Annotated in this window: 19 protein-coding genes; 11 read left to right on the top strand and 8 right to left on the bottom strand. The window is 70.0% G+C overall.

Annotated elements, in window-relative coordinates:
* Window positions 1-107: 107 nt before the first annotated feature.
* Window positions 108-3,266 (top strand): bifunctional proline dehydrogenase/L-glutamate gamma-semialdehyde dehydrogenase PutA, encoded by a 3,159-nt coding sequence (putA, locus tag ACSQ1L_RS10665; RefSeq protein ID WP_435994722.1) that lies wholly within the window; start codon window positions 108-110, stop codon window positions 3,264-3,266.
* A gap of 270 nt (window positions 3,267-3,536) precedes the next feature.
* Here putA and ACSQ1L_RS10660 read toward each other — a convergent pair whose 3' ends face one another.
* Together ACSQ1L_RS10660 and ACSQ1L_RS10655 are read right to left on the bottom strand one after the other, a co-directional pair.
* Window positions 3,537-4,094: a hypothetical protein gene (locus ACSQ1L_RS10660; protein ID WP_435994721.1), complete on the bottom strand. Its 558-nt coding sequence runs from the start codon at window positions 4,092-4,094 to the stop codon at window positions 3,537-3,539.
* Between the two features lie 103 nt (window positions 4,095-4,197).
* Window positions 4,198-4,572, bottom strand: a complete 375-nt coding sequence (locus ACSQ1L_RS10655) for an FxLYD domain-containing protein (RefSeq protein ID WP_435994720.1) — start codon at window positions 4,570-4,572, stop codon at window positions 4,198-4,200.
* Window positions 4,573-4,806: 234 nt separating this feature from the next.
* On the opposite strand from ACSQ1L_RS10655, the gene ACSQ1L_RS10650 reads away from it, so the two are divergent.
* Window positions 4,807-6,033 (top strand): glycosyltransferase, encoded by a 1,227-nt coding sequence (locus ACSQ1L_RS10650; RefSeq protein ID WP_435994719.1) that lies wholly within the window; start codon window positions 4,807-4,809, stop codon window positions 6,031-6,033.
* A 44-nt stretch (window positions 6,034-6,077) separates the two neighbouring features.
* Here the strand turns inward: ACSQ1L_RS10650 and ACSQ1L_RS10645 are convergent, their stop codons facing one another.
* Complete coding sequence (locus ACSQ1L_RS10645) at window positions 6,078-6,995, bottom strand: hydroxymethylglutaryl-CoA lyase (RefSeq protein WP_435994718.1); 918 nt, start codon at window positions 6,993-6,995, stop codon at window positions 6,078-6,080.
* Window positions 6,992-8,656 carry an ArnT family glycosyltransferase gene (locus ACSQ1L_RS10640; protein ID WP_435994717.1) on the bottom strand — a complete coding sequence of 555 codons (1,665 nt, stop codon included), beginning with the start codon at window positions 8,654-8,656 and terminating at the stop codon, window positions 6,992-6,994. The genes ACSQ1L_RS10645 and ACSQ1L_RS10640 overlap by 4 nt, the downstream gene beginning before the upstream one ends.
* Before the next feature lie 124 nt (window positions 8,657-8,780).
* Here ACSQ1L_RS10640 and ACSQ1L_RS10635 point away from each other — a divergent pair, with 124 nt between their 5' ends.
* Both ACSQ1L_RS10635 and ACSQ1L_RS10630 read left to right on the top strand, forming a co-directional pair.
* The gene (locus tag ACSQ1L_RS10635; RefSeq protein ID WP_435994716.1) at window positions 8,781-9,509 is read left to right on the top strand and encodes a glycosyltransferase family 2 protein; all 729 of its coding nucleotides are present in this window, start codon (window positions 8,781-8,783) and stop codon (window positions 9,507-9,509) included.
* 94 nt (window positions 9,510-9,603) lie between these two features.
* Complete coding sequence (locus ACSQ1L_RS10630; protein ID WP_435994715.1) at window positions 9,604-10,032, top strand: hypothetical protein; 429 nt, start codon at window positions 9,604-9,606, stop codon at window positions 10,030-10,032.
* 130 nt (window positions 10,033-10,162) lie between these two features.
* Here the strand turns inward: ACSQ1L_RS10630 and ACSQ1L_RS10625 are convergent, their stop codons facing one another.
* Window positions 10,163-10,954, bottom strand: a complete 792-nt coding sequence (locus ACSQ1L_RS10625; protein WP_435994714.1) for a phosphatase PAP2 family protein — start codon at window positions 10,952-10,954, stop codon at window positions 10,163-10,165.
* Window positions 10,955-11,194: 240 nt separating this feature from the next.
* Here ACSQ1L_RS10625 and ACSQ1L_RS10620 point away from each other — a divergent pair, with 240 nt between their 5' ends.
* From ACSQ1L_RS10620 to ACSQ1L_RS10600, 5 genes are all read left to right on the top strand, one after another.
* Entirely contained in the window at window positions 11,195-13,078 is a 1,884-nt protein-coding gene (locus tag ACSQ1L_RS10620; RefSeq protein WP_435994713.1) for a ribonucleoside-diphosphate reductase subunit alpha, read from the top strand.
* A 309-nt stretch (window positions 13,079-13,387) separates the two neighbouring features.
* Entirely contained in the window at window positions 13,388-14,014 is a 627-nt protein-coding gene (locus ACSQ1L_RS10615) for a hypothetical protein (RefSeq protein ID WP_435994712.1), read from the top strand.
* Window positions 14,015-14,016: 2 nt separating this feature from the next.
* On the top strand, window positions 14,017-14,334 hold the full coding sequence (locus ACSQ1L_RS10610; protein ID WP_435994711.1) for a winged helix-turn-helix domain-containing protein: 318 nt from the start codon (window positions 14,017-14,019) through the stop codon (window positions 14,332-14,334).
* A 41-nt stretch (window positions 14,335-14,375) separates the two neighbouring features.
* The gene (locus tag ACSQ1L_RS10605; RefSeq protein WP_435994710.1) at window positions 14,376-15,155 is read left to right on the top strand and encodes a tyrosine-protein phosphatase; all 780 of its coding nucleotides are present in this window, start codon (window positions 14,376-14,378) and stop codon (window positions 15,153-15,155) included.
* On the top strand, window positions 15,152-16,444 hold the full coding sequence (locus tag ACSQ1L_RS10600) for an anthranilate synthase component I family protein (RefSeq protein ID WP_435994709.1): 1,293 nt from the start codon (window positions 15,152-15,154) through the stop codon (window positions 16,442-16,444). The genes ACSQ1L_RS10605 and ACSQ1L_RS10600 overlap by 4 nt, the downstream gene beginning before the upstream one ends.
* On the opposite strand, the gene ACSQ1L_RS10595 is transcribed toward ACSQ1L_RS10600, so the two are convergent.
* From ACSQ1L_RS10595 to ACSQ1L_RS10585, 3 genes are read right to left on the bottom strand one after another with little or no spacing between them, the layout of a single operon-like run.
* Window positions 16,427-16,978: a TadE/TadG family type IV pilus assembly protein gene (locus tag ACSQ1L_RS10595; protein ID WP_435994708.1), complete on the bottom strand. Its 552-nt coding sequence runs from the start codon at window positions 16,976-16,978 to the stop codon at window positions 16,427-16,429. The genes ACSQ1L_RS10600 and ACSQ1L_RS10595 overlap by 18 nt on opposite strands.
* Complete coding sequence (locus tag ACSQ1L_RS10590) at window positions 16,975-17,523, bottom strand: TadE/TadG family type IV pilus assembly protein (protein WP_435994707.1); 549 nt, start codon at window positions 17,521-17,523, stop codon at window positions 16,975-16,977. The genes ACSQ1L_RS10595 and ACSQ1L_RS10590 overlap by 4 nt, the downstream gene beginning before the upstream one ends.
* A gap of 5 nt (window positions 17,524-17,528) precedes the next feature.
* Window positions 17,529-17,942: a pilus assembly protein N-terminal domain-containing protein gene (locus tag ACSQ1L_RS10585; protein ID WP_435994706.1), complete on the bottom strand. Its 414-nt coding sequence runs from the start codon at window positions 17,940-17,942 to the stop codon at window positions 17,529-17,531.
* A 301-nt stretch (window positions 17,943-18,243) separates the two neighbouring features.
* On the opposite strand from ACSQ1L_RS10585, the gene ACSQ1L_RS10580 reads away from it, so the two are divergent.
* Both ACSQ1L_RS10580 and ACSQ1L_RS10575 read left to right on the top strand, forming a co-directional pair.
* The gene (locus ACSQ1L_RS10580) at window positions 18,244-18,432 is read left to right on the top strand and encodes a Flp family type IVb pilin (protein ID WP_435994818.1); all 189 of its coding nucleotides are present in this window, start codon (window positions 18,244-18,246) and stop codon (window positions 18,430-18,432) included.
* A gap of 121 nt (window positions 18,433-18,553) precedes the next feature.
* Window positions 18,554-19,066, top strand: a complete 513-nt coding sequence (locus ACSQ1L_RS10575) for an A24 family peptidase (RefSeq protein ID WP_435994705.1) — start codon at window positions 18,554-18,556, stop codon at window positions 19,064-19,066.
* Window positions 19,067-19,187 lie beyond the last annotated feature (121 nt).

Raw genomic sequence — 19,187 nt, 5'->3', positions numbered from 1 at the left:
CGGGAGGCTCCGCCGTTGATCGGGGGAACGGTCTAGCGCCTCAAGTTCCGGTTGGCGAGACGTCGCAGCCTCTCCCGCTCGCTTCAAAAAGGCGATAGAGGCCGCTCATGACCGCACATGTTTCCGCGCCGGTGGCGCTTTCTCAGGATTGGGACACGCTGGACCGGGGCAAGTTCGCCGACGAGACGGCGGCCGTCCGCGCCCTGCTGGAGCAGATTCCGCTGTCGCCCGAGGGCCGCCAGGCGGTGGTCGACGAGGCCATCGACCTGGTCGAGCGGGCCCGCCGCAGCAACGAGCGCCAGGGCGTGGTCGAGAGCTTCCTGCAGCAGTTCAGCCTCGGCACCCGCGAGGGTCTGGCGCTGATGTGCATGGCCGAGGCCCTGCTGCGCATCCCCGACGAGGACACCCGCGACGCGCTGATCGCCGAAAAGATCAAGTCCGCCGACTGGGCCAAACACCTCGGCCAATCCGACAGCCTGTTCGTCAACGCCTCGACCTGGGGCCTGATGCTGACCGGCAAGCTGGTCGACGTCGACGAGGACGCCAAGCGCGACCTGCCCGGCTTCGTGCGCCGCGTCGCCGGCCGCATCGGCGAGCCGGTGATCCGCCAGGCCGTGGCCGCCGCCGTGCGCATGATGGGCGAGCAATTCGTGGTCGGCCGCACCATCAACGGCGCCCTCAAGCGCTCGGCCCGCGAGGGCTGGCTGTGCAGCTTCGACATGCTGGGCGAGGGCGCCCGCACCACCGCCGACGCCGAACGCTACGAGGTCGTCTACGCCCGCGCCATCGAGGCGGTCGGCAAGGTGCGCCGCGACGACCCCGGCATGCGCGGTCCCCAGACCGGCCACGGCGTCTCGGTCAAGCTGTCGGCCCTGTCGCCGCGCTATGAGGCCACCCATGAGCCGCGCGTCTGGGCCGAGCTCTATCCGCGCGTGAAGCGGCTGGCCCTGATCGCCGCCAAATACGACATCAACTTCTGCATGGACGCCGAGGAGGCCGACCGCCTCGCCCTGTCGCTGAAGCTGCTCGACGCCCTCGCCCACGACGCCGACTTCGGCGAATGGAAGGGTCTCGGCCTCGCCGTCCAGGCCTATCAGAAGCGCGCCCCCGAGGTCGTCGCCCGCATCGCCGAACTGGCCCGCGTCTCCGGCCGCCGCATCATGGTGCGTCTGGTCAAGGGCGCCTATTGGGACACCGAGATCAAGCGCGCCCAGATCATGGGCCGGCCCGACTATCCGGTGTTCACCACCAAGGTCGCCACCGACGTCAACTACCTGGTCTGCGCCCGCGCCATCATCGATGCGGCCCCGCACCTGTACGGCCAGTTCGCCACCCACAATGCCGTCTCGCTCGCCGCCGTGCACCGGATGGCCAAGGAGTCCGGCGTCGCCATCGAGTTCCAGCGCCTGCACGGCATGGGCGAACCGCTCTACGACGCCGCTGAGGCCGCCTGGTCCGACGAGCAGCTCACCATCCGCGCCTACGCCCCGGTCGGCGGCCATGAGGAGCTGCTGCCCTACCTCGTCCGCCGCCTGCTCGAAAACGGGGCCAACTCCTCCTTCGTCCACGCCCTGCTCGACGAGCGCGTCCCCGCCTCGACCGTCGCCTTCGATCCCGTCGCCGTCCTCGAAAGCCAGCCCGGCCCCCACCCCAAGATTCCGGTCCCCCAGCACATGTACGGAAATCGCCTCAACTCCCTCGGCCGCGACTATTCCCAGCAGGAAGAGCGCGAGCGCCACGCCGTCGCCCTGGAGCTGATCGACCGCGAGAAGCTCAACTCGGGCCCGATCGTCAGCGGCATTCTGCGCGCCGGCCAGAACCCGACCGATGTGACCAGCCCGTCGGACCGCGACGACGTGCTCGGCTACGTCTCCGAGGCCACCGAGTCGGAAATCCACCAGGCCATCGAGATCGGCGCCCGGGCCCACTTCGTCTGGGACGAGGCCGGCGGCGCCGCCCGCGCCATCGTGCTGCGCAACATGGCCGACGCGCTCGAGGCGGACATGGACCGCTTCGTCGCCCTGCTGGCCCGCGAGGCCGGCAAGACCCTCAACGACGGCGTGGCCGAGGTGCGCGAGGCGGCCGATTTCTGCCGCTACTACGCCCTGCTCGCCGAGCAGCAATTCGGCGGCCCCGAGGTCCTGACCGGCCCGGTCGGCGAGACCAACCAGCTGGTCCTGCACGGCCGCGGCGTCTTCGCCTGCATCAGCCCGTGGAATTTCCCGCTGGCCATCTTCACCGGCCAGATCGCCGCCGCCCTCGCCGCCGGCAACGCCGTGCTGGCCAAGCCGGCCGAACAGACCCCGCTGGTCGCCGCCGAGGCGGTGCGCCTGTTCCACAAGGCCGGCCTCAAGCCCGACCTGCTGGCCCTCGTCCCGGGCCGGGGCGAGACCGTCGGCGCGGCCCTGGTCTCGCACCCGGGCATCGACGGCGTCGCCTTCACCGGCGGCACCGACACCGCGCGCGCCATCAACGCCGCCATCGCCAGGCGGGAAGGCGCGATCATCCCCTTCATCGCCGAGACCGGCGGCCTCAACGCCATGTTCGTCGACACCACCGCCCTGCGCGAGCAGGTGCTGGACGACGTGGTGCTCTCCGCCTTCGGCAGCGCCGGCCAACGCTGCTCGGCCCTGCGCGTCCTCTATGTGCCGAAGGACTCGGCCGAGGTGCTGATCGAAGGCCTCAAGGGCGCCCTCGCCGCCCAGAGGGTCGGCGACCCCGCCGATCCGTCCACCGACATCGGCCCCGTCATCGACACCGAGTCGCGTCAGGCGCTGGAGGCCCATCTGGCCCGGCTTGAGAAGGAGGCGAAGATCATCGCCCGCGCCGAACTGGCCGAAAGCGCCAACGCCGGGGCCGGCTCGGGCGACTATTTCGCCCCGACCATCGCCGAGATCCCGACCCCGGACTTCCTCGAGCGCGAGGTCTTCGGCCCGATCCTGCACATCTACCGCTACGACCCCGCCGATCTGCGTCAAGTGGCCGAGAAGCTGGCCGCCCGCGGCTACGGCCTGACCCTGGGCGTGCACAGCCGCATCGAGGCCTTCGCCGCCAAGGTCATCCGCCTCGTCCCGGCCGGCAACGTCTACATCAACCGCTCGATCACCGGCGCCGTGGTCGGCGTCCAGCCCTTCGGCGGCGAGGGCCTCAGCGGCACCGGTCCCAAGGCCGGCGGCCCCAACAGCCTGATCCGCTACGCCTCCGAAAAGGCCATCAGCAACAACATCGCCGCCCAGGGCGGCGACCCGGCGTTGTTGAACCTGTAGCGATCTCAGGGGGAGCGATACCTTGTCATCCCGGAAAGCGCGCAGCGCTTATCCGGGACGGGACCGGCATCCCATCAGCCCCTCCCGGAAACCGCGCAGCGGTTATCCGGGAGCCAGCCGGCCGCCGCTCCGGCCGGTGATCTCGCACAGGATCCCGTCCGCCCAACCTGTCTTCCGGCTCAGCCCTGCGGGCAGTCCGGAAGGATGGAACAGGGAGCGCACCCCGTCCCGGCTCTCCGCTTCGCTTCGGCCGGGATGACAAGAGCTTCGCTATTCCGACGCTCCCCGCTCCCCCCGCGCCGCCTCCCGGAACAGCCACGCCGCCAGCAGCCAGCCCAGCGCGAACACGCCGACGATGCCGAACACGATGTGCTCATAGGCCAGGGCGAGGAAGGCGGTGGCGAACTGGGCCACGGCCGTCACCAGCATGGCGACCGCCATCCCCTTCGGCCGGAACCGCGCCACGAACGCCCCGACGAGGGCGATGGCGATGACGCCGAAGAAGATCTGGTTCAGCGGATTGTTCTCATTGCCGATGATGCCGACGGCCAGGTTCGACCAGGTGATCAGGAAGCTGGTTCCCACCGCCACGATCATGCCGGCGCGGTAGGCCAGCTGGCCGGACAGCCTCAGCCCCGCCTCGGCCAAGCCGGCGGCGACCAGCAGCATCACGGCCCAGACGATGAAGTCGAACGGCGTCCACGGCAGGCCCGCAAACAGCCGGGCCGCCAGCGGCACGAGCCAGGCGACCGCCGCCCCGCCCCAGACCACCGCCCGCAGCCAGCGGGTCAGCCGCGCGTCGCGCAGCGCTTCGTTCGTCACAGTCATTTCGTCTCTCCCGTCGTCATCGACGTCCGGATTGCGCCACAGCCGGCCCGGCAAGGCATGAGCGAATTGTGAGCCCGCGCTGAAAAGCGCCCCGCCGCGTCCCTCACCCGGAGTCCCCCGGCCGCCACGGCGCATAGGGCCCGCGCTCGATCCGGTCACCCCCGGTCGTCCAGCGCAGCGACTGGATCTGCAGCCCCGTCGCCCCGGCCGGCAGGCGCGACTGCAGCTCCAGCCCGCCGCCCGGCGCCAGCCGCTCGATGCGGCCGCTGAATCCGCCCATCGCCCGGCCGTTGCGGTCGAGGAAGCGGATCTCGATCGCCACCGCCGCGCACAGGCCGTCGCCATGATTGGTCAGGGCGCCGCGCCAGGTCCGGCCGCCCAGCGGCTCGCGCACCAACTGGTCCCGGCTCAGCGCCAGCTCGTCCCTGCGCCGGCCGATGATCGGGGCGCAGGCCGCCCAGGCCGCAGTGCTCGCCATCGCCGCACCTCCATCGATGATGGCGGCCACACTGACCCGCGCGGCGGGTGAGCGGCATGAGCGAGTCCTGAGCTTTTGCTGAAACCGGCGGGGAGAGCGGCGACGGGCGGCGCCCGCCGGTCTGTCGTTCCCGGGGTAGTTGGAAGGTGGGCACGAAACAGTTTCGTTCAAGAATTGCCGCGCCGCGATTTATGCGCAGTGTGTCGAACCCTCGAAACCGGACGGGAGGGTTCCATGCGCGTGCTGTTGTCGACCTTTGGATCGCGTGGAGACGTCGAGCCGATGGCGGCCCTCGGGGCGGCTTTGCAAGCTCTCGGCGCGGAGGCGGTCGTGTGCGCCCCGCCGGACCCGGAGTTCGCGGCCCTGCTGACCCGCGCCGGCGTGCCGCTGGCCCCGGCCTTCACCCCGGTGCGCCAGTGGGCGGCCGACGCCATGGCCAACCGTCCGCCCATGAGCCTGCCGGAACGCGCGGCGATCGTGATGGCCGCCCAGTTCGAGGCCATCTCCACGGCGGCCGAGGGCTGCGACGTGGTGCTGACGACCGGCCTGTTCCCGTCCACGGCCGCCGCCCGCTGCGTCGCCGAAATCCGGGGCCTCCCCTACATCTACACGGCCTACTGCCCGCTGTTCGTGCCGTCGGAACACCAGCGGCCCTTCGCCTATCCGGCCCATCCCCATCCGCCGGGGGAGACCGACAACCGGGTGCTGTGGGCGCGCGACATCCAGTCGATGAACGCGCTGTTCGGCGGGGCCTACGCCGGCCTGCGCGCCTCGCTCGGCCTGCCGCCGGTCGACAACGTCCGCGACCACGTCTTCACCGACCGCCCGTGGCTGGCCTCGGACCCGATGCTGAGTCCGTGGGAGCCGACGGACCTGCGCGAGGTGGTGCAGACGGGCGCATGGATCCTGCCCGACGACCGCCCCCTGCCGACGGGGCTGGAAACCTTCCTGAACGCCGGCCCGCCCCCGGTCTATGTGGGCTTCGGCAGCATGCCCCTGCACGCCTTCCAGGACGCCGCCCGGACCGCCATCGGGGCGGCGCGTGCACAGGGCCGCCGCGTGATCCTCGCCCACGGCTGGGCCGACCTGGCCCTGATCGACGACCGGGATGACTGTTTCGCCGTCGGCGACGTCAACCAGCAGACGCTGTTCAGCCGCGTCGCCGCCGTCGTGCATCACGGCGGCGCGGGAACCACGACCACGGCCGCCCGGGCCGGCGCGCCCCAGGTGGTGGTCCCCCAGATCGCGGACCAGCCGTACTGGGCCGGACGGGTCGCCGCCCTGGGCGTCGGCGCCGCCCACGATGGTCCGACTGCGACGGTGGAGTCCCTGTCGGCGGTGCTGGGGACGGCCCTCGAGCCCGAGGTTCGCGCCCGGGCGGCCGCCGTCGCCGGGACGATTCGCGCGGACGGGGCGAGGGTGGCGGCGAGCTTGCTGCTGGAGAGCGTCCGCTCCGGGTGACCGGCGCGCTCCCCTGTCCTCCCGCAAGGCGGGGAGGAAACCGCCTACCCCTTCGGCCATCCTCCGGCCCGGCTCAGCGCGCTGGGCGTCGGGCGGCCGATCTTCTCGCCGATCCAGCGCGCCGCGCCGATCAGGGCGTCGAGGTCGTATCCGGTCTCGAACCCCGCCCGCTCCAGCATGTAGACCAGGTCCTCGGTGGCGATGTTGCCGGTGGCCCCCGGCGCGAACGGACAGCCGCCGATGCCGCCGACCGAGGCGTCCAGCACGTCGATCCCCGCCTCGACCCCCGCGTAGGCGTTGGCCAGTCCGGTGTTGCGCGTGTCGTGAAAATGCAGCCGCAGCACCGCGTCGGGCGCCGCCCTGCGCGCCGCCTCGACCTTCCGCGTCACCGCCCACGGATCGGCGACGCCGATGGTGTCGGCCAGGGCGATCTCGGCCACGCCGAGCGCGCCGATCCGCCCGACCAGGTCCTCGACCTGCCCCACCGAAACCTCGCCGTCGAACGGGCAGCCCCAGACGCAGGACAGGGTGGCCGACAGCGACGGCGCCGCCCCCGGCGCGCCCGCCGCATTGGCCCGGCCCGCCATGATGTCCGACAGCATCGAGACCTGCTGGTCGACGCCCATGCCCTGGTTCTTCAGCCCGAAGCCGTCGGTCGCCGACATGGCCACATTGACCTCGTCGACGCTGGTGCCCAGCGCCCGGTCGTAGCCCTTGCCGTTCAGCACCAGGCCGATGCGGCTGCGCCCCACCTCGTGCGGCAGGGCGGCCATGACCTCTTCGGCCCCGGCCATCTGCGGCACGTATTTCGGATGCACGAAACTGACCGCCTCGATGCGCCGCGCCCCCGCCGCCTCGAGCCGCCGCACCAGTTCGGCGCGGACGGCGGGCTCGAGCACCGCCTTCTCGTTCTGCAGCCCGTCGCGCGGACCGACCTCGACGATGGTGATCGGCCGGCTCACGGTGCGGTCCCGCTTCCCGCCGGGGCGTAGACGGTCAGGCTGACGTCGTCGCCGCGCGAATAGTTGTGGCCGTTGACCACGCCCACCGCCCGCCCGGTCACGCCCAGCCGGGCCGAGGCGGCGCGGAAGGCGTCCGCGTCGCGGGCCTCGACGATCACCGGCCGGCCCTCGGCCAGCGCCCTGGCCGCGCCCGCCGCATCGGTCAGCTCGGTCGCGCGGCCGGTCAGGAAGACGAAGCTGGGCTCGTGGAAGCCGGTGATGGCCACCGGCCCCGGCCGGCCCTGGCGCGGATGCAGGTCGGCCCGCATCAGCACCTTCTGCAGCTGCGGCGCGACAGCCAGCGGCCGCAGCTGGCGGATGGTCCCGGCCAGCCCGGCGTGGGCCACCAGCCCCAGGGCGATGGAGACCAGCACCGCCGCCGTCGCGGCGCGGTGCAACAGCAGGAAGGCCCCGATCAGCGCCGCCAGCGCCGCGAACACAATGGTCAGGGTCGCCCAGGTCTGGGCCGTCGACCGCCCGAACTCGGTCAGGCCGAAGACGGTGATCAGCACGATCGCCAGTCCGCTGATCAACGACAGGGCCGCGCCCGAATAGCGCGACACGGGCCCGATCGGCCGGGTCAGCGCCGCCGCCGCCAGCAGGGCGATCGCCCCGAACGTCGGCAGGGTGTAGTGGGCCAGCTTGGTCGGGGTCAGCTCGAAGATCAGCCAGGCGGGGACCAGCCAGCAGACCAGAAAGCGCACCGCCGGCTCCGCCCGCCTCCGCCAGCCGGTCGACAGCGCCGCGGGCAGCAGCAGGGCGGCCGGGAACATCAGCACCGGCGCGAGCAGCAGGAAATACCCCGGCGGGGCGCCGTGGCTCTCATGCCCGCCCGACAGCTTGGGCGCCAGGTCGCCCATGATCGCCTCGCGCCAGAAGCCGCCGTCGGTGGCGATGGTGATGGCGATGGCCCACGGTCCGACGATCAGGACCATCAGCGGCAGGCCCCAGCCCCAGCCAAGCCGCGCCAGCCACTTCACGTCCCGGTCCCACAGCGACAGCAGCAGGATGGCGGGGACGACGACGATCAGCCCGATCGGCCCCTTGATCAGGATCGACAGGCCCAGCCCCAGCCAGAACAGCAGCTTGTGCGGTCTTCGCGGCTTCTCGCCGGCCCGGGTGGCCAGGTAGATCCGCGCCAGCCCGGCCATGGCCATGGTCACCGAGGCGCACAGCATGGCGTCGGTCTTGGCGATGCCCGCCTCGGTCGACAGCAGGAAGCTGGCCCCCATGATGGCCCCGGCCAGGAAGCCCGCCCTCTGGCCGAACATCGCCGCCCCGGCCCAGGCCACCGCCGCCGCGGCTAGCATGGCCCCGAGCAGAGACGGCAGACGGTAGGGCTGGATGTCCCGGTTCTCGACGCTTGAGGTGGCCGCCACCGCCACGGCCTGCATCCAGTAGATGCCGACCGGCTTCTTCCAGCGCGGGTCGTCCTGGAAGCGGATGTCGATATAGTCGCCGCTCTCCAGCATCTGCGACGTGGCCTGGGCGTAGCGGCTCTCGTCGCGGTCCAGCGGCGGCAGCAACGCAAGCACCGGCAGACCGGCCAGCAGGGCGATCAGGGCCGCCAGCAGCGGGCCCCGCCAGCCGGCGATGAATCGGTCGAGATCGGGGCGCATCATGTTCATCTTCCTAACACGCCGTTTCGCGCCGCGTCATCGTCCAGGCAAACGCGACCCGCGCGGCGGGCCGCTGCTTGAGCGCGGGTCCCTCCCGCTGCCGCCCGAACTCCGCTAGACAACCCCCATGATCGAACAGACCCCCGACATCTCCGTCGTCGTTCCCGTGCATGACGAGGAAGGCGCCGCCGGCCCGCTGGCCCGCGAGATCGCCGCCGCCTTCGCCGGGCGCTCGTACGAGATGCTGTTCGTCGACGACGCCTCGAAGGACGGCACCCTCGCCGAGCTGCGCGCCCTGATGGCCGAGCTGCCGGCCCTGCGCGTGCTCAGCCACGGCTCGAACGCGGGCCAGAGCCGGGCCGTGCGCACCGGCGTGCTGGCCGCCCGGGGTCCCATCGTCGTGACCCTCGACGGCGACGGACAGAACCCGCCCGCCGACGCGCCCCGGCTGGTCGACCTGCTGGCCGCCTCGCCGCCCGAGGTGGCCCTGGTCGGCGGCGTCCGCGCCCGCCGCCAGGATTCCGCAGCCAAGCGCCAGGCCTCTCTCTGGGCCAACCGCATCCGCAAGAAGCTGCTCTCGGACGACGCCGACGACACCGGCTGCGGCCTCAAGGCCTTCCGCCGCGAGGTCTTCCTGCGCCTGCCCTACTTCGATCACATCCACCGCTACCTGCCGGCGCTGATGATCCGCGAGGGCTACCGGAACCGCTATCTCGACGTCGATCACCGCCACCGCGAGACCGGCCGTTCGAAATACACCAACTGGGGCCGCCTGGTCGCCTCGCTGTCGGACCTGCTCGGAGTGGTGTGGCTCAAGTCGCGCTCGCGGCGGCCGGGGACGATCGCGGAACTCTGACGGTTCGCGCGGCAGGCGAGCGGCCGTAGCGGTGCGTGTCGAACAGCGCTATTCATCGTTAACAAGCTCGGCCGTCGAGATTGGAGCCAGACCCATGCTGATCGCCATCCCGCTTCTGTTCATTCCGGTCGCCTTCTACGCCATCGTCGTCCTGTCGGGCTGGATGGGAACCGGCGGCGGCGTCGCCGCGGCGGAACAGGCGCTGCGCGATCCGCTGTTCTCGATCCCGATGGTCTCCGGCAGCGGCTGGAACGTCGGCACCGGCGACCTGATCCTGTTCCTGGGCCTGATCCTGCTGTTCTTCGAACTGCTCAAGTCGACCTCCAGCCAGAAGGTGGCCATCGTCAACCACGCCCTGTCGATGATCCTGTTCGTCTTCTGCCTGGTGGCCTTCCTGCTGTTCCCCGGCTTCGCCACCTCGACCTTCTTCCTGATCCTGACCATGGTCATGCTCGATGTGCTGGCCGGCTTCATCGTCACCATCATCTCGGCCCGCAAGGACCTCGAGTTCGGGGCGGGCTGAAGCGGCAAGGACAGGGATTGGGATTAGGGATTAGGGATTAGAGCCGGGCTTGTGCCGGGCATCATGCGTTCCTCTGAAGCACGACCAGACCCTTCCGTCGCCCAGGTCCCCAATCCCTAATCCCTAATCCCTAATCCCCCTCATCCACCGGCAGGACGTGCGGCGCCTGCGGCCGCGCCGCCTGGCGCCGCTGGATGGCGTAGGCGACCAGCCACAGCGCCATGGCCCAGGCCGCGCCGACGCTCCAGCCCGCCAGCACGTCGGTGGCCCAGTGCGCCGCCAGATAGACCCGGGTCAGCCCGACGATCAGGGTCAGCAACACCGCCACCCCGATGACATAGGCCTTGAAATGGCGCTCCGGGAACGCCCGGGTCAGCATCACGCCGATGCTCAGGTAGAAGACCGCCGACAGCAGGCTGTGCCCAGACGGGAAGCTGGCGCTCATCGTCTCCACCGCCCGCAACGCCTCCGGCGGCCGGTCGCGCCCGAACAGCGCCTTCAGCCCCTCGCTCAGCCCCACCCCGCCGATCAGGCTCAGGGTCAGAAGCAGCGCCGACAGCCGCTTGCGCTGCAGGATCAGGAAGCCCAGCACGATCATCGCGAACAGGGTCAGCACCGCCGTGCCGCCGAGGGCCGTCAGGTCCAGCGCCGCCGTCTCCAGCCAGCCCGGACCCCAGGGGTCCGCCGGCGTCGCCCCCGGGCGCATCGCCTCCAGCACCGCCTCGTCAAAAGCGCGGCCGTCCGCCTCGGTCATGTCGTCGGCCAGTTCGACGAAGGTCATCACCCCGAGCGTCGCGATGAACAGGGCGCTGATCGCGGCGATTTCCGCGCGGGCGATGCGCGCGGCGCGGCGGGCGAAGGCGGCGATCTGGTCGGGGGTCATCGGGCCGAAACGGTCCCGCTTGCGGGACGTTCCCCTCACGCGTTCGTGATCAAAAATTCGCCGCCTCCGTCATGCCTCTGTCATGCCGTCCTCACGGCCTGTCCACAGGCTCATCCCCCGCCTTGAAGGCGATTCGGATAGAAAGTGATCGTCAACCCCGTTGACGGTTGGTTAGCCATCTGCGCCCCATATGTGGGCTTGGGGAGCGCTTCGGCCACAAGATGATGTGGTCAGCGGCGCGAGCAACTTTGTTCGATCCAGTTCAGGGCAGTGACGATTATGGCCGGCGGCGAAGCGTTGAAGACAGTGGATTTCCAGTCGGTTGCGGCCGCGGACGCCGCTGACCGACCCCAGCTCAAGGTGGTCCCCTCGATCCAGATCGACCGGTCGCGCGACGACCTGCTGACCGACTTCGGCAAGAAGACGCTGGAGGACCGCTACCTGCTCGCCGGCGAGAGCTACCAGGACATGTTCGCCCGGGTCGCCAACGCCTACGCCGACGACGCCGATCACGCCCAGCGCGTCTACGACTACATGTCGAAGCTGTGGTTCATGCCGGCCACCCCGGTGCTGTCCAACGGCGGCGCCGACCGCGGCCTGCCGATCTCCTGCTTCCTCAACGCCGTCGGCGACAGCCTCGACGGCATCCAGTCGGTGTGGAACGAGAACGTCGCCCTGGCCTCGAACGGCGGCGGCATCGGCACCTACTGGGGCGGCGTCCGCTCCATCGGCGAGAAGGTCAAGGGCGCCGGCCAGACCTCGGGCATCATCCCCTTCATCCGCGTCATGGACTCCCTGACCCTGGCGATTTCGCAGGGCTCGCTGCGCCGCGGTTCGGCCGCGGTCTACCTCGACGTCCACCATCCGGAGATCGAGGAGTTCCTCGAGATCCGCAAACCGTCGGGCGACTTCAACCGCAAGTCCCTGAACCTGCACCACGGCATCAACATCACCGACGAATTCATGGAGGCGGTTCGCGACGGCAAGCCGTTCAACCTGCTGTCGCCGAAGTCGAAGGACGTGATGAAGACCGTCGACGCCCGCGCCCTGTGGCAGAAGATCCTCGAGATCCGCCTGCAGACCGGCGAGCCCTATCTGATCTTCTCCGACACCGTGAACCGCCAGATGCCGCAGCATCAGCGCGACCTCGGCCTGTCGGTCAAACAGTCCAACCTGTGCTCGGAAATCACCCTGCACACCGGACGCGACCACCTCGGCGTCGACCGCACCGCGGTCTGCTGCCTGTCCTCGGTCAACGCCGAGACCTTCCTGGAATGGCGCGAGGAGCCGCAGTTCATCGAGGACGTCATGCGTTTCCTCGACAATGTGCTGGAAGACTTCATCCGCCGCGCCCCGCCGGCCATGGCCGCGGCCGTCTATTCGGCCAAGCGCGAGCGGTCGGTCGGCCTCGGCCTGATGGGCTTCCATTCCTTCCTGCAGGCCCAGGGCGTGGCTTTCGAAAGCGCCATGGCCAAGTCGTGGAACATGCGGCTGTTCAAGCATCTGCGCCGCGAGGCCGACAAGGCCAGCCGCCTGCTGGCCGAAGAGAAGGGCGCCTGCGAGGACGCCGCCGAGCGCGGCGTCATGGAGCGCTTCAGCCACAAGCTGGCCATCGCCCCGACCGCCTCGATCTCGATCATCTGCGGCGGAACCAGCGCCGGCATCGAGCCGATCCCGGCCAACATCTACACCCACAAGACCCTGTCGGGCTCGTTCGCGGTCAAGAACCCCTATCTGGAGAAGGTGCTCGGCCAGAAGGGCATCGACACCAGCGAGGTGTGGAACTCGATCCTCGAGCACGAAGGCTCGGTTCAGCATCTCGACCAGCTGACCGACGACGAGAAGGCCATCTTCAAGACCGCCTTCGAACTCGACCAGCGCTGGATCGTCGAACTGTCCGCCGACCGCGCCCCCGAGATCTGCCAGGCCCAGTCGATCAACCTGTTCATCCCGGGCGACGTCGATAAATGGGACCTGCACATGCTGCACTGGCGCGCGTGGGAGACCGGCGTGAAGTCGCTCTACTACCTGCGCTCCAAATCGGTTCAGCGCGCCGCCTTCGCCGGCGCCGAGGACAAGGCCGAGGCCGAGATCGACCCCAACCAGCCCGACCTCTTCAGCGCCGCCCGCACCGACTACGACGAGTGCCTCGCCTGCCAGTGAGGCGCGCGCCACCGTCTCCCTCTGTTCGCGCCGCGAAGGGGGAGGAGCCGGCGCAGCCCTGACGCCGTGCCGGCGGTTCGCGGATCCATGGTCGGGTTCAGCGGATAACCAGGGTTGAACGCCGCGATAAGGTCGGTGGGAACACCACATGCCCCGCGGGCCGCGCCACGGTTCCGGGCCGAACGCCCGCAATCCGCCGACCTCCCCGACCTTTCCCTTCGTTCCTTCTCCATTCTGTACTTTACAATACAAAGTACTTGATGCAGGATCATCCGACACCTGACACTCTTTCGCGGGACCGGAACCATGATGACCGAGAAGATCGAAGACCCCGCCGCCGACATCGCCTGGATGCGCCGCCTCGCCGAGGAAGGTCGCGAGGCGCCGATGCAGGGCGCCTCCATCCTGTTTATGGCCGGCGTGCTCTATGGCCTCGCCAGCCTGTTCCAGTGGGCCGTCATGGCGAACCTGCTGCCGTTCGCCACCCAGGATGCGCTGTCGATCGGCTGGATCGCGGCCACCCTTCTGTTCTTCGTCGTCCTGGCGGTCGTGATCACCCGCCTGAAGCGCCAGCCCGGCGTCGTCACCACCGCCAACCGCGCCTCGGGCATCGCCTGGAGCGCCATGGGCTGGGGCATCTTCGCCCTTTTCACCTCCTTCGCCGTCGTCGGCTACCGCCTGGGTGAAGAGGCGTCGCTGGCGATGGTCGGCCTGGTCCCGTCGATCATCATGGTCTTTTACGGCATCGGCTGGTCGGTCAGCGCCGTGATGCAGAAATCGCGGCCCCTGTGGGTCCTGTCCCTAGGCTCCTTCGTCGCCGCGCCCGTGCTTGCCGCCTTCACCGGCGAGTCGATCCAGTACCTGGCCTACGCCGTCGCCCTGTTCCTGCTCATGGCCCTGCCGGGCTTCCTGCTGATGCGGGCGGCGAGGGGCTGAGCGTGGCGGACGATTTCGACATCAACCGCCTCGACGAGGTCATCCACGGTCGCGTCCGCCTCGGCATCATGGCCGTCCTCGCCGGGGTGGAGAGCGCCGACTTCAACACCCTCAAGGCCAGGCTCCAGACCACCGACGGCAACCTGTCGGTCCACCTGAGAAAGCTCGAGGACGCCGGCTTCGTCGCCGTCACCAAGCGGTTCGAGGGCCGCAAGCCGCTGACCGAGGCGACGATGACGGCCAAGGGCCGGCGCGCCTTCGTGGCCTATCTCGACGCCATGCAGGGTCTCGTCGGCCAGGGAGGATTGAAGCCCGGATGACGACGGTGGGAAGCGCCGCGGGGCTGGGCTAGAGAGGCGGCATGACCGGCCGCATCCATCGCTTCGACGCCCTCGATAATTTCCGTGACTACGGCGACTACGCTTCGGCGGCCGGCCGGCGGGTCGCCGCCGGACGGCTGTTCCGTTCAGCCCATCACGCCCGCGCCACCGACGCCGATCTCGAACGGCTGGCCGAATTCGGCCTCGCCGCCGTGGTCGACCTGCGCCGCCCCGGCGAGCGCCGCGACCAGCCCTCGCGCCGCCCGCCCGGCTTCGCGGGCCAGGTCATCGAGAGCGCCCGCGACGACGGCGGCGAGGCCCCGCACATCACCTTCCTGAAGACCGCCGACCTGACCATCGACGCCGGCCGCCGCTTCATGACCGGCGTCTACCGCCACCTGGCGTTCGAGCCCGCTCACCTCGACCTGTTCGGTCGCTATTTCCGCGCCCTCGGCGACGCCGACGGGCCGGTGCTGATCCACTGCGCGGCCGGCAAGGACCGCACCGGCCTGCTCGCGGCCCTGACCCACCACCTGCTCGGCGTCCACCGCGACGACATGGTCGAGGACTTCCTGCTGACCAACACCGCCGTCGACCTGCCCGGCCGCGCCCCGGCCATCGCCCGCCAGCTCGAGGCCATGACCGGACGCCCCGCCGCTCACGACGCCGTGGTCGCCTTCCTCGGCGTCGAACCGGTCTATCTGGACACCGCCCTGGCCGAAATCGCCGCCCGCCACGGCTCGGTCGACGCCTATCTGGAACAGGCGCTGGGCGTCGACGCGGCCCTGCGCGACCGCATCGGCGAGCGGCTGGCGGCGTGATCCAGCCCCTGCCCGCCGGCGAGACCCGCGTCCGTCCGTGGCGCGACCCTCTCGCCGTGGCGACAGGTCTGCGGGATCGCGACGGCGCCCTGGCCCTGCTCTCGGACGGCGGGCCGCTCGGCCGCTGGTCGTTCGTCGCGGCCGATCCCGACTGGAGCGGCGGCGAGGACGGACTCGACCTGTTGCGCGACCCGGCCCTGTCGCACAACGTGGTCGGCCTGGTCGCCTACGACGCCGGAGCCCGCCCGGCCACCGGCCGCCGGCCCCAGGTCTGGCCCGACCTGATGCTGGCCCGCTACCCAGCCATGCTCGCCTTCGACCATGAAACGCGGACCGTCACCGCCGCCGGACGCGGCCTCGACCCCGCCGCCGCCGGGCGGGCGGCGGACCGGGCCGACGGCTGGCTGACCCGTGCGGTTGACGTCCCCACACCGCTCCCGCCGGCTTCGATCATGGACGCCGAAGCCCCGCCCGAAACCTACCTCGCCGCCGTCGCCGACGTCGTCGCCCGCATCGCCGCCGGGGAGCTGTTCCAGGCCAATATCGCCCGCGCCTGGTCCGGCGAGCTGAAGGCCGACGCCGATCCCTTCGACGTCATGCTGCGGCTGGCCGGGCGCGCGGCGGCCTACGGCGCCTTCTGGCGTCTGGGCGAGCGGGCCCTCGTCTCCAACTCGCCCGAGCTGTTCCTGACCTTCGATCCCGCCAGTCGCCGCATCGAGACCCGGCCGATCAAGGGCACCCGCCCCCGCGACGCCGATCCCGCCCGTGACGCCGCCCTCGCCGCCGAGCTCCGGGCCAGCGCCAAGGACCGCGCCGAAAACCTGATGATCGTCGACCTGATGCGCAACGACCTGTCGCGCGTGGCCGAGCCCGGCACGGTGACCGCGGAGCGCCTGTTCGAGATCGAGACCCACCCGACCGTGCACCACCTCGTCTCGACCGTGACCGGCGTCGCCCGGGCGGAGACCGGCGTCGCCGACCTGCTGGCCGCGTCCTTCCCTCCCGGCTCGATCACCGGCGCGCCCAAGCATCAGGCCATGAAGGTGATCGCCGCCCACGAACCGCCGCGCGGTCCCTGGTGCGGCAGCCTGTTCCATATCGGCGGCGACGGAGCCCTGACCGCCTCGGTGCTGATCCGCACGGCCTCGTTCGAGCGATCGGAGGACGGTTGGCGCTTCCGGGCCCTGGCCGGCGCCGGCATCGTCGCCGACAGCGACCCCCGCTCCGAACTGGCCGAGACCGAGGTCAAGATCCTCGCCCTGCGCGAGGCGCTAGGCGGCCGGGGGTAGGCAGTCGGTGCAGAGCGTCTTGTCCGCCGTCCGCGGCCGCAGATAATAGGTGTGCGAGAACCGTGTCAGCCCCGGCATCACATAGTCGGCGGCCGAGTCGTAGTCATAGGTCGCCTCGGCCACGATCACGCTCTCGCCCTCGGTGATCAGATCGGCCGGCAGGGTCATGGTCGAATCGACGGCGCGGGGCGCCAGGCCCTCCGCCCGGCTCCAGCCCACCGTGGCCACGCCGCCGATCATGCTGACGCTGGACACCCGCTGCTGCAGCGTCGTCGTCGGGAACGGCTTCATGACCAGCCCGCCGATATCGAAGATGTCGTCGATGGTGGCGGCCGAGATCGACTCTTCCTGCGCCACCAGGTCGGCGACCATGGCCGAGACGTGGCCCATGCGCTTCTGCGCCATGAAGCCTTGGCAGATCTCCGTCATGCTCATGTAGAAGGCGATCAGGATCGGCGCGATCATCGCGAACTCGATTGCCGAGACTCCGCGTTCGTCGCCCGTCAGCCGTCGGATGAGACTCCGCTTCTTCATCCCGCCGGCTCGTTCCGGAAGGCGGTGGTGGCGGTCAGCACAGCCGTGCCGCTGCCTATCTGCGACAGGCCCTGGGACAGAAAGGCGGTCAGCAACGGGTGCCGGTACCAGGCCCGCACCAGGACGAGGTCGCCGGGGTTGCCGTTGGCGTAGGTCAGGCCGCTGGGATCGAAACCCTCTTCCGCCAGCGGATCAGGCGGCGTGATGTTGAACTGCGGAATGACCCGGACATCGATCGTGACCCGCTCGTCGCAGGTGTCAGAGAAGATGCTCATGCGGCTGCACAGGTTGTCCTTGAACTGCGCCGCGGTCATGCCCTGGGCGCTGGCCTGGCCCGTCCGGACCAGGCGGCCCGTGTCGATGGCGGCGTTCTCCAGCACGGAATCGAGCGTGAAGATCAACGCCACTTCGAGAATGGCGAAGATCATGAAGCAGAAGGGCAGAGCCACAAAGGCGAACTCGACCGCCGTTGAACCGTCGCGGTTGCCCAGCAGGCCGCGCCGCAGAGGGCGGGCTCCGGCCGGCCGGGAGCGGCGGGTGATCACGGCGTCTATTGGCCTGCGGCTGCGGGACCGCTGGTGCCCCGCATGGACGGCGAGCAGGAGGTGGCGCAGGCCATTTCGGTGGACTGGGCGCCGCGCCACACCCGGACCCGGCCCGCGCCGTCTCCGGCCGTCACGACGACCTGACTCTGGAACACGGTGCGCCCGATCGGATCGACGGCGACCACCTCGGTCACGCCATAGCCCTTGCCCGTGATGTACAGGGTGTTGGCGTCGACCACGGTGACGTCGGCGATCTCCGGGTTGCCGACAATGACGGAACTGGCCGGGCCGCTCAGCTGCACCCGCTGGGCCTGATCGACCTCGACGCTGATGCGGCCCGATTGCGCAACGGCCAGGCCGGGGCCGGCCAGCAGGACGGTTGCGGCCAGAGCGAGGAGCAGGCGTTGATTGAGGGTCATGGCGACGGTGTCCATAGAGCGCACACGCGCGAAAGCGTGACCGGGAACATGCCGGCGAAACCTCAATAAAGTTTGAAACCCCCTAGGGAATACAGGGCCAGACCAGTCGCGGCGGGGTGAAGGGGTGCGTCAATCGTCAAGCTGGGGAGTTTTTACAGTAAATCTTCCGGTAACCACGCCCGGCGACCCCCCCTTAACCGATATGGCCGATAACGACGATGCGTTTTGGGGGTCAAGCGGGCTACCGGCTCCCCCCGTCGTTCAGTAGCTCGCTTCCTCTTCTACAAAGGGAACCATGACCATGAAGACGTTCATTTCCAAGTTCATGTCCGACGAGTCGGGCGCCACGGCCATCGAATATGGTCTGATCGCCGCCCTCATCGCCGTCGTGATCATCGCGGCCGTGACCGCCCTGGGCGGCACGATCAATGCCAACTTCGAGAAGGTCACTACCGAGATGCAGAAGAACGGCGTCGCCCCGGCGGCGTAAGTCGCTCCAGGCGCACGTTCAGTGCCAAAGGGGGGGTCGGAGCGAAGTCGCTCCGGCCCCTTCTTCGTGCGCCGATGTCTGCTGAAACCCCGCCTTAACGCCGGCCGTGCAGAGTCGCTGAATGGACGCACTCGCACTTGTTTGCCTCGGCATTCTGCCGGCGCTCGTAATCGTCGGCGGGCTTCACGACCTTACGACGATGAAGATCCCGAACTGGGTGTCGGGCTGTCTGATCGTCGCCTTCTTTCCAGCCGCCCTGTTGATCGGGCTTCAGCCGATGGGGGTGGCGATCCATGTGGCGGTCGCGGTCGCGGCCCTGCTGATCGGCATGGGGCTGTTCGCTCTTCACCTCCTGGGCGGCGGCGACGTCAAGCTGATCGCCGCGGCCTGTCTGTGGCTGGGGGCGGCGGGGGCCGGCGTGTTCGTGCTGATGACGGCGGTGATCGGCGGCTTGCTGTGCCTCGCCCTGATCCTCGCCCGGACGTGGCTGCGACCTTATCTGACTGGCCGGTCGGGCTGGGTCACCCGGCTGATGGAGCCGAAAGGCGATATTCCGTACGGCGTGGCGATCGCCGCCGGTGTTCTGGTCGCCTGGCCGACGTCTCCGCTGATGACCGCCTTCCTCGCGGGTTAGCCGTCGCCTCGGCGCCCCCCGGCGACCCGGGGTTGCGCACTTAGGCCCACGTTAACCCGCGCCCGGCATGTTCGTTAACGGCAGGGGGCCGAAGGACCGATTTCACAGGTCTTGCCCGGCT

It is taken from the genome of Brevundimonas sp. LjRoot202 (assembly GCF_964253355.1).
Classification (GTDB): Bacteria; Pseudomonadota; Alphaproteobacteria; order Caulobacterales; family Caulobacteraceae; genus Brevundimonas.
This window is presented reverse-complemented; position numbering and strand designations above follow the sequence as displayed.

Bases quoted from the DNA above. Each gene is read 5' to 3' on its own strand.
- putA (WP_435994722.1), top strand. From the start codon at position 108: ATGACCGCACATGTTTCCGCGCCGGTGGCGCTTTCTCAGGATTGGGAC.
- ACSQ1L_RS10660 (WP_435994721.1), bottom strand. From the start codon at position 4,094: ATGACTGTGACGAACGAAGCGCTGCGCGACGCGCGGCTGACCCGCTGG.
- ACSQ1L_RS10655 (WP_435994720.1), bottom strand. From the start codon at position 4,572: ATGGCGAGCACTGCGGCCTGGGCGGCCTGCGCCCCGATCATCGGCCGG.
- ACSQ1L_RS10650 (WP_435994719.1), top strand. From the start codon at position 4,807: ATGCGCGTGCTGTTGTCGACCTTTGGATCGCGTGGAGACGTCGAGCCG.
- ACSQ1L_RS10640 (WP_435994717.1), bottom strand. From the start codon at position 8,656: ATGATGCGCCCCGATCTCGACCGATTCATCGCCGGCTGGCGGGGCCCG.
- ACSQ1L_RS10635 (WP_435994716.1), top strand. From the start codon at position 8,781: ATGATCGAACAGACCCCCGACATCTCCGTCGTCGTTCCCGTGCATGAC.
- ACSQ1L_RS10630 (WP_435994715.1), top strand. From the start codon at position 9,604: ATGCTGATCGCCATCCCGCTTCTGTTCATTCCGGTCGCCTTCTACGCC.
- ACSQ1L_RS10620 (WP_435994713.1), top strand. From the start codon at position 11,195: ATGGCCGGCGGCGAAGCGTTGAAGACAGTGGATTTCCAGTCGGTTGCG.
- ACSQ1L_RS10615 (WP_435994712.1), top strand. From the start codon at position 13,388: ATGACCGAGAAGATCGAAGACCCCGCCGCCGACATCGCCTGGATGCGC.
- ACSQ1L_RS10605 (WP_435994710.1), top strand. From the start codon at position 14,376: ATGACCGGCCGCATCCATCGCTTCGACGCCCTCGATAATTTCCGTGAC.
- ACSQ1L_RS10595 (WP_435994708.1), bottom strand. From the start codon at position 16,978: ATGAAGAAGCGGAGTCTCATCCGACGGCTGACGGGCGACGAACGCGGA.
- ACSQ1L_RS10585 (WP_435994706.1), bottom strand. From the start codon at position 17,942: ATGACCCTCAATCAACGCCTGCTCCTCGCTCTGGCCGCAACCGTCCTG.
- ACSQ1L_RS10580 (WP_435994818.1), top strand. From the start codon at position 18,244: ATGAAGACGTTCATTTCCAAGTTCATGTCCGACGAGTCGGGCGCCACG.
- ACSQ1L_RS10575 (WP_435994705.1), top strand. From the start codon at position 18,554: ATGGACGCACTCGCACTTGTTTGCCTCGGCATTCTGCCGGCGCTCGTA.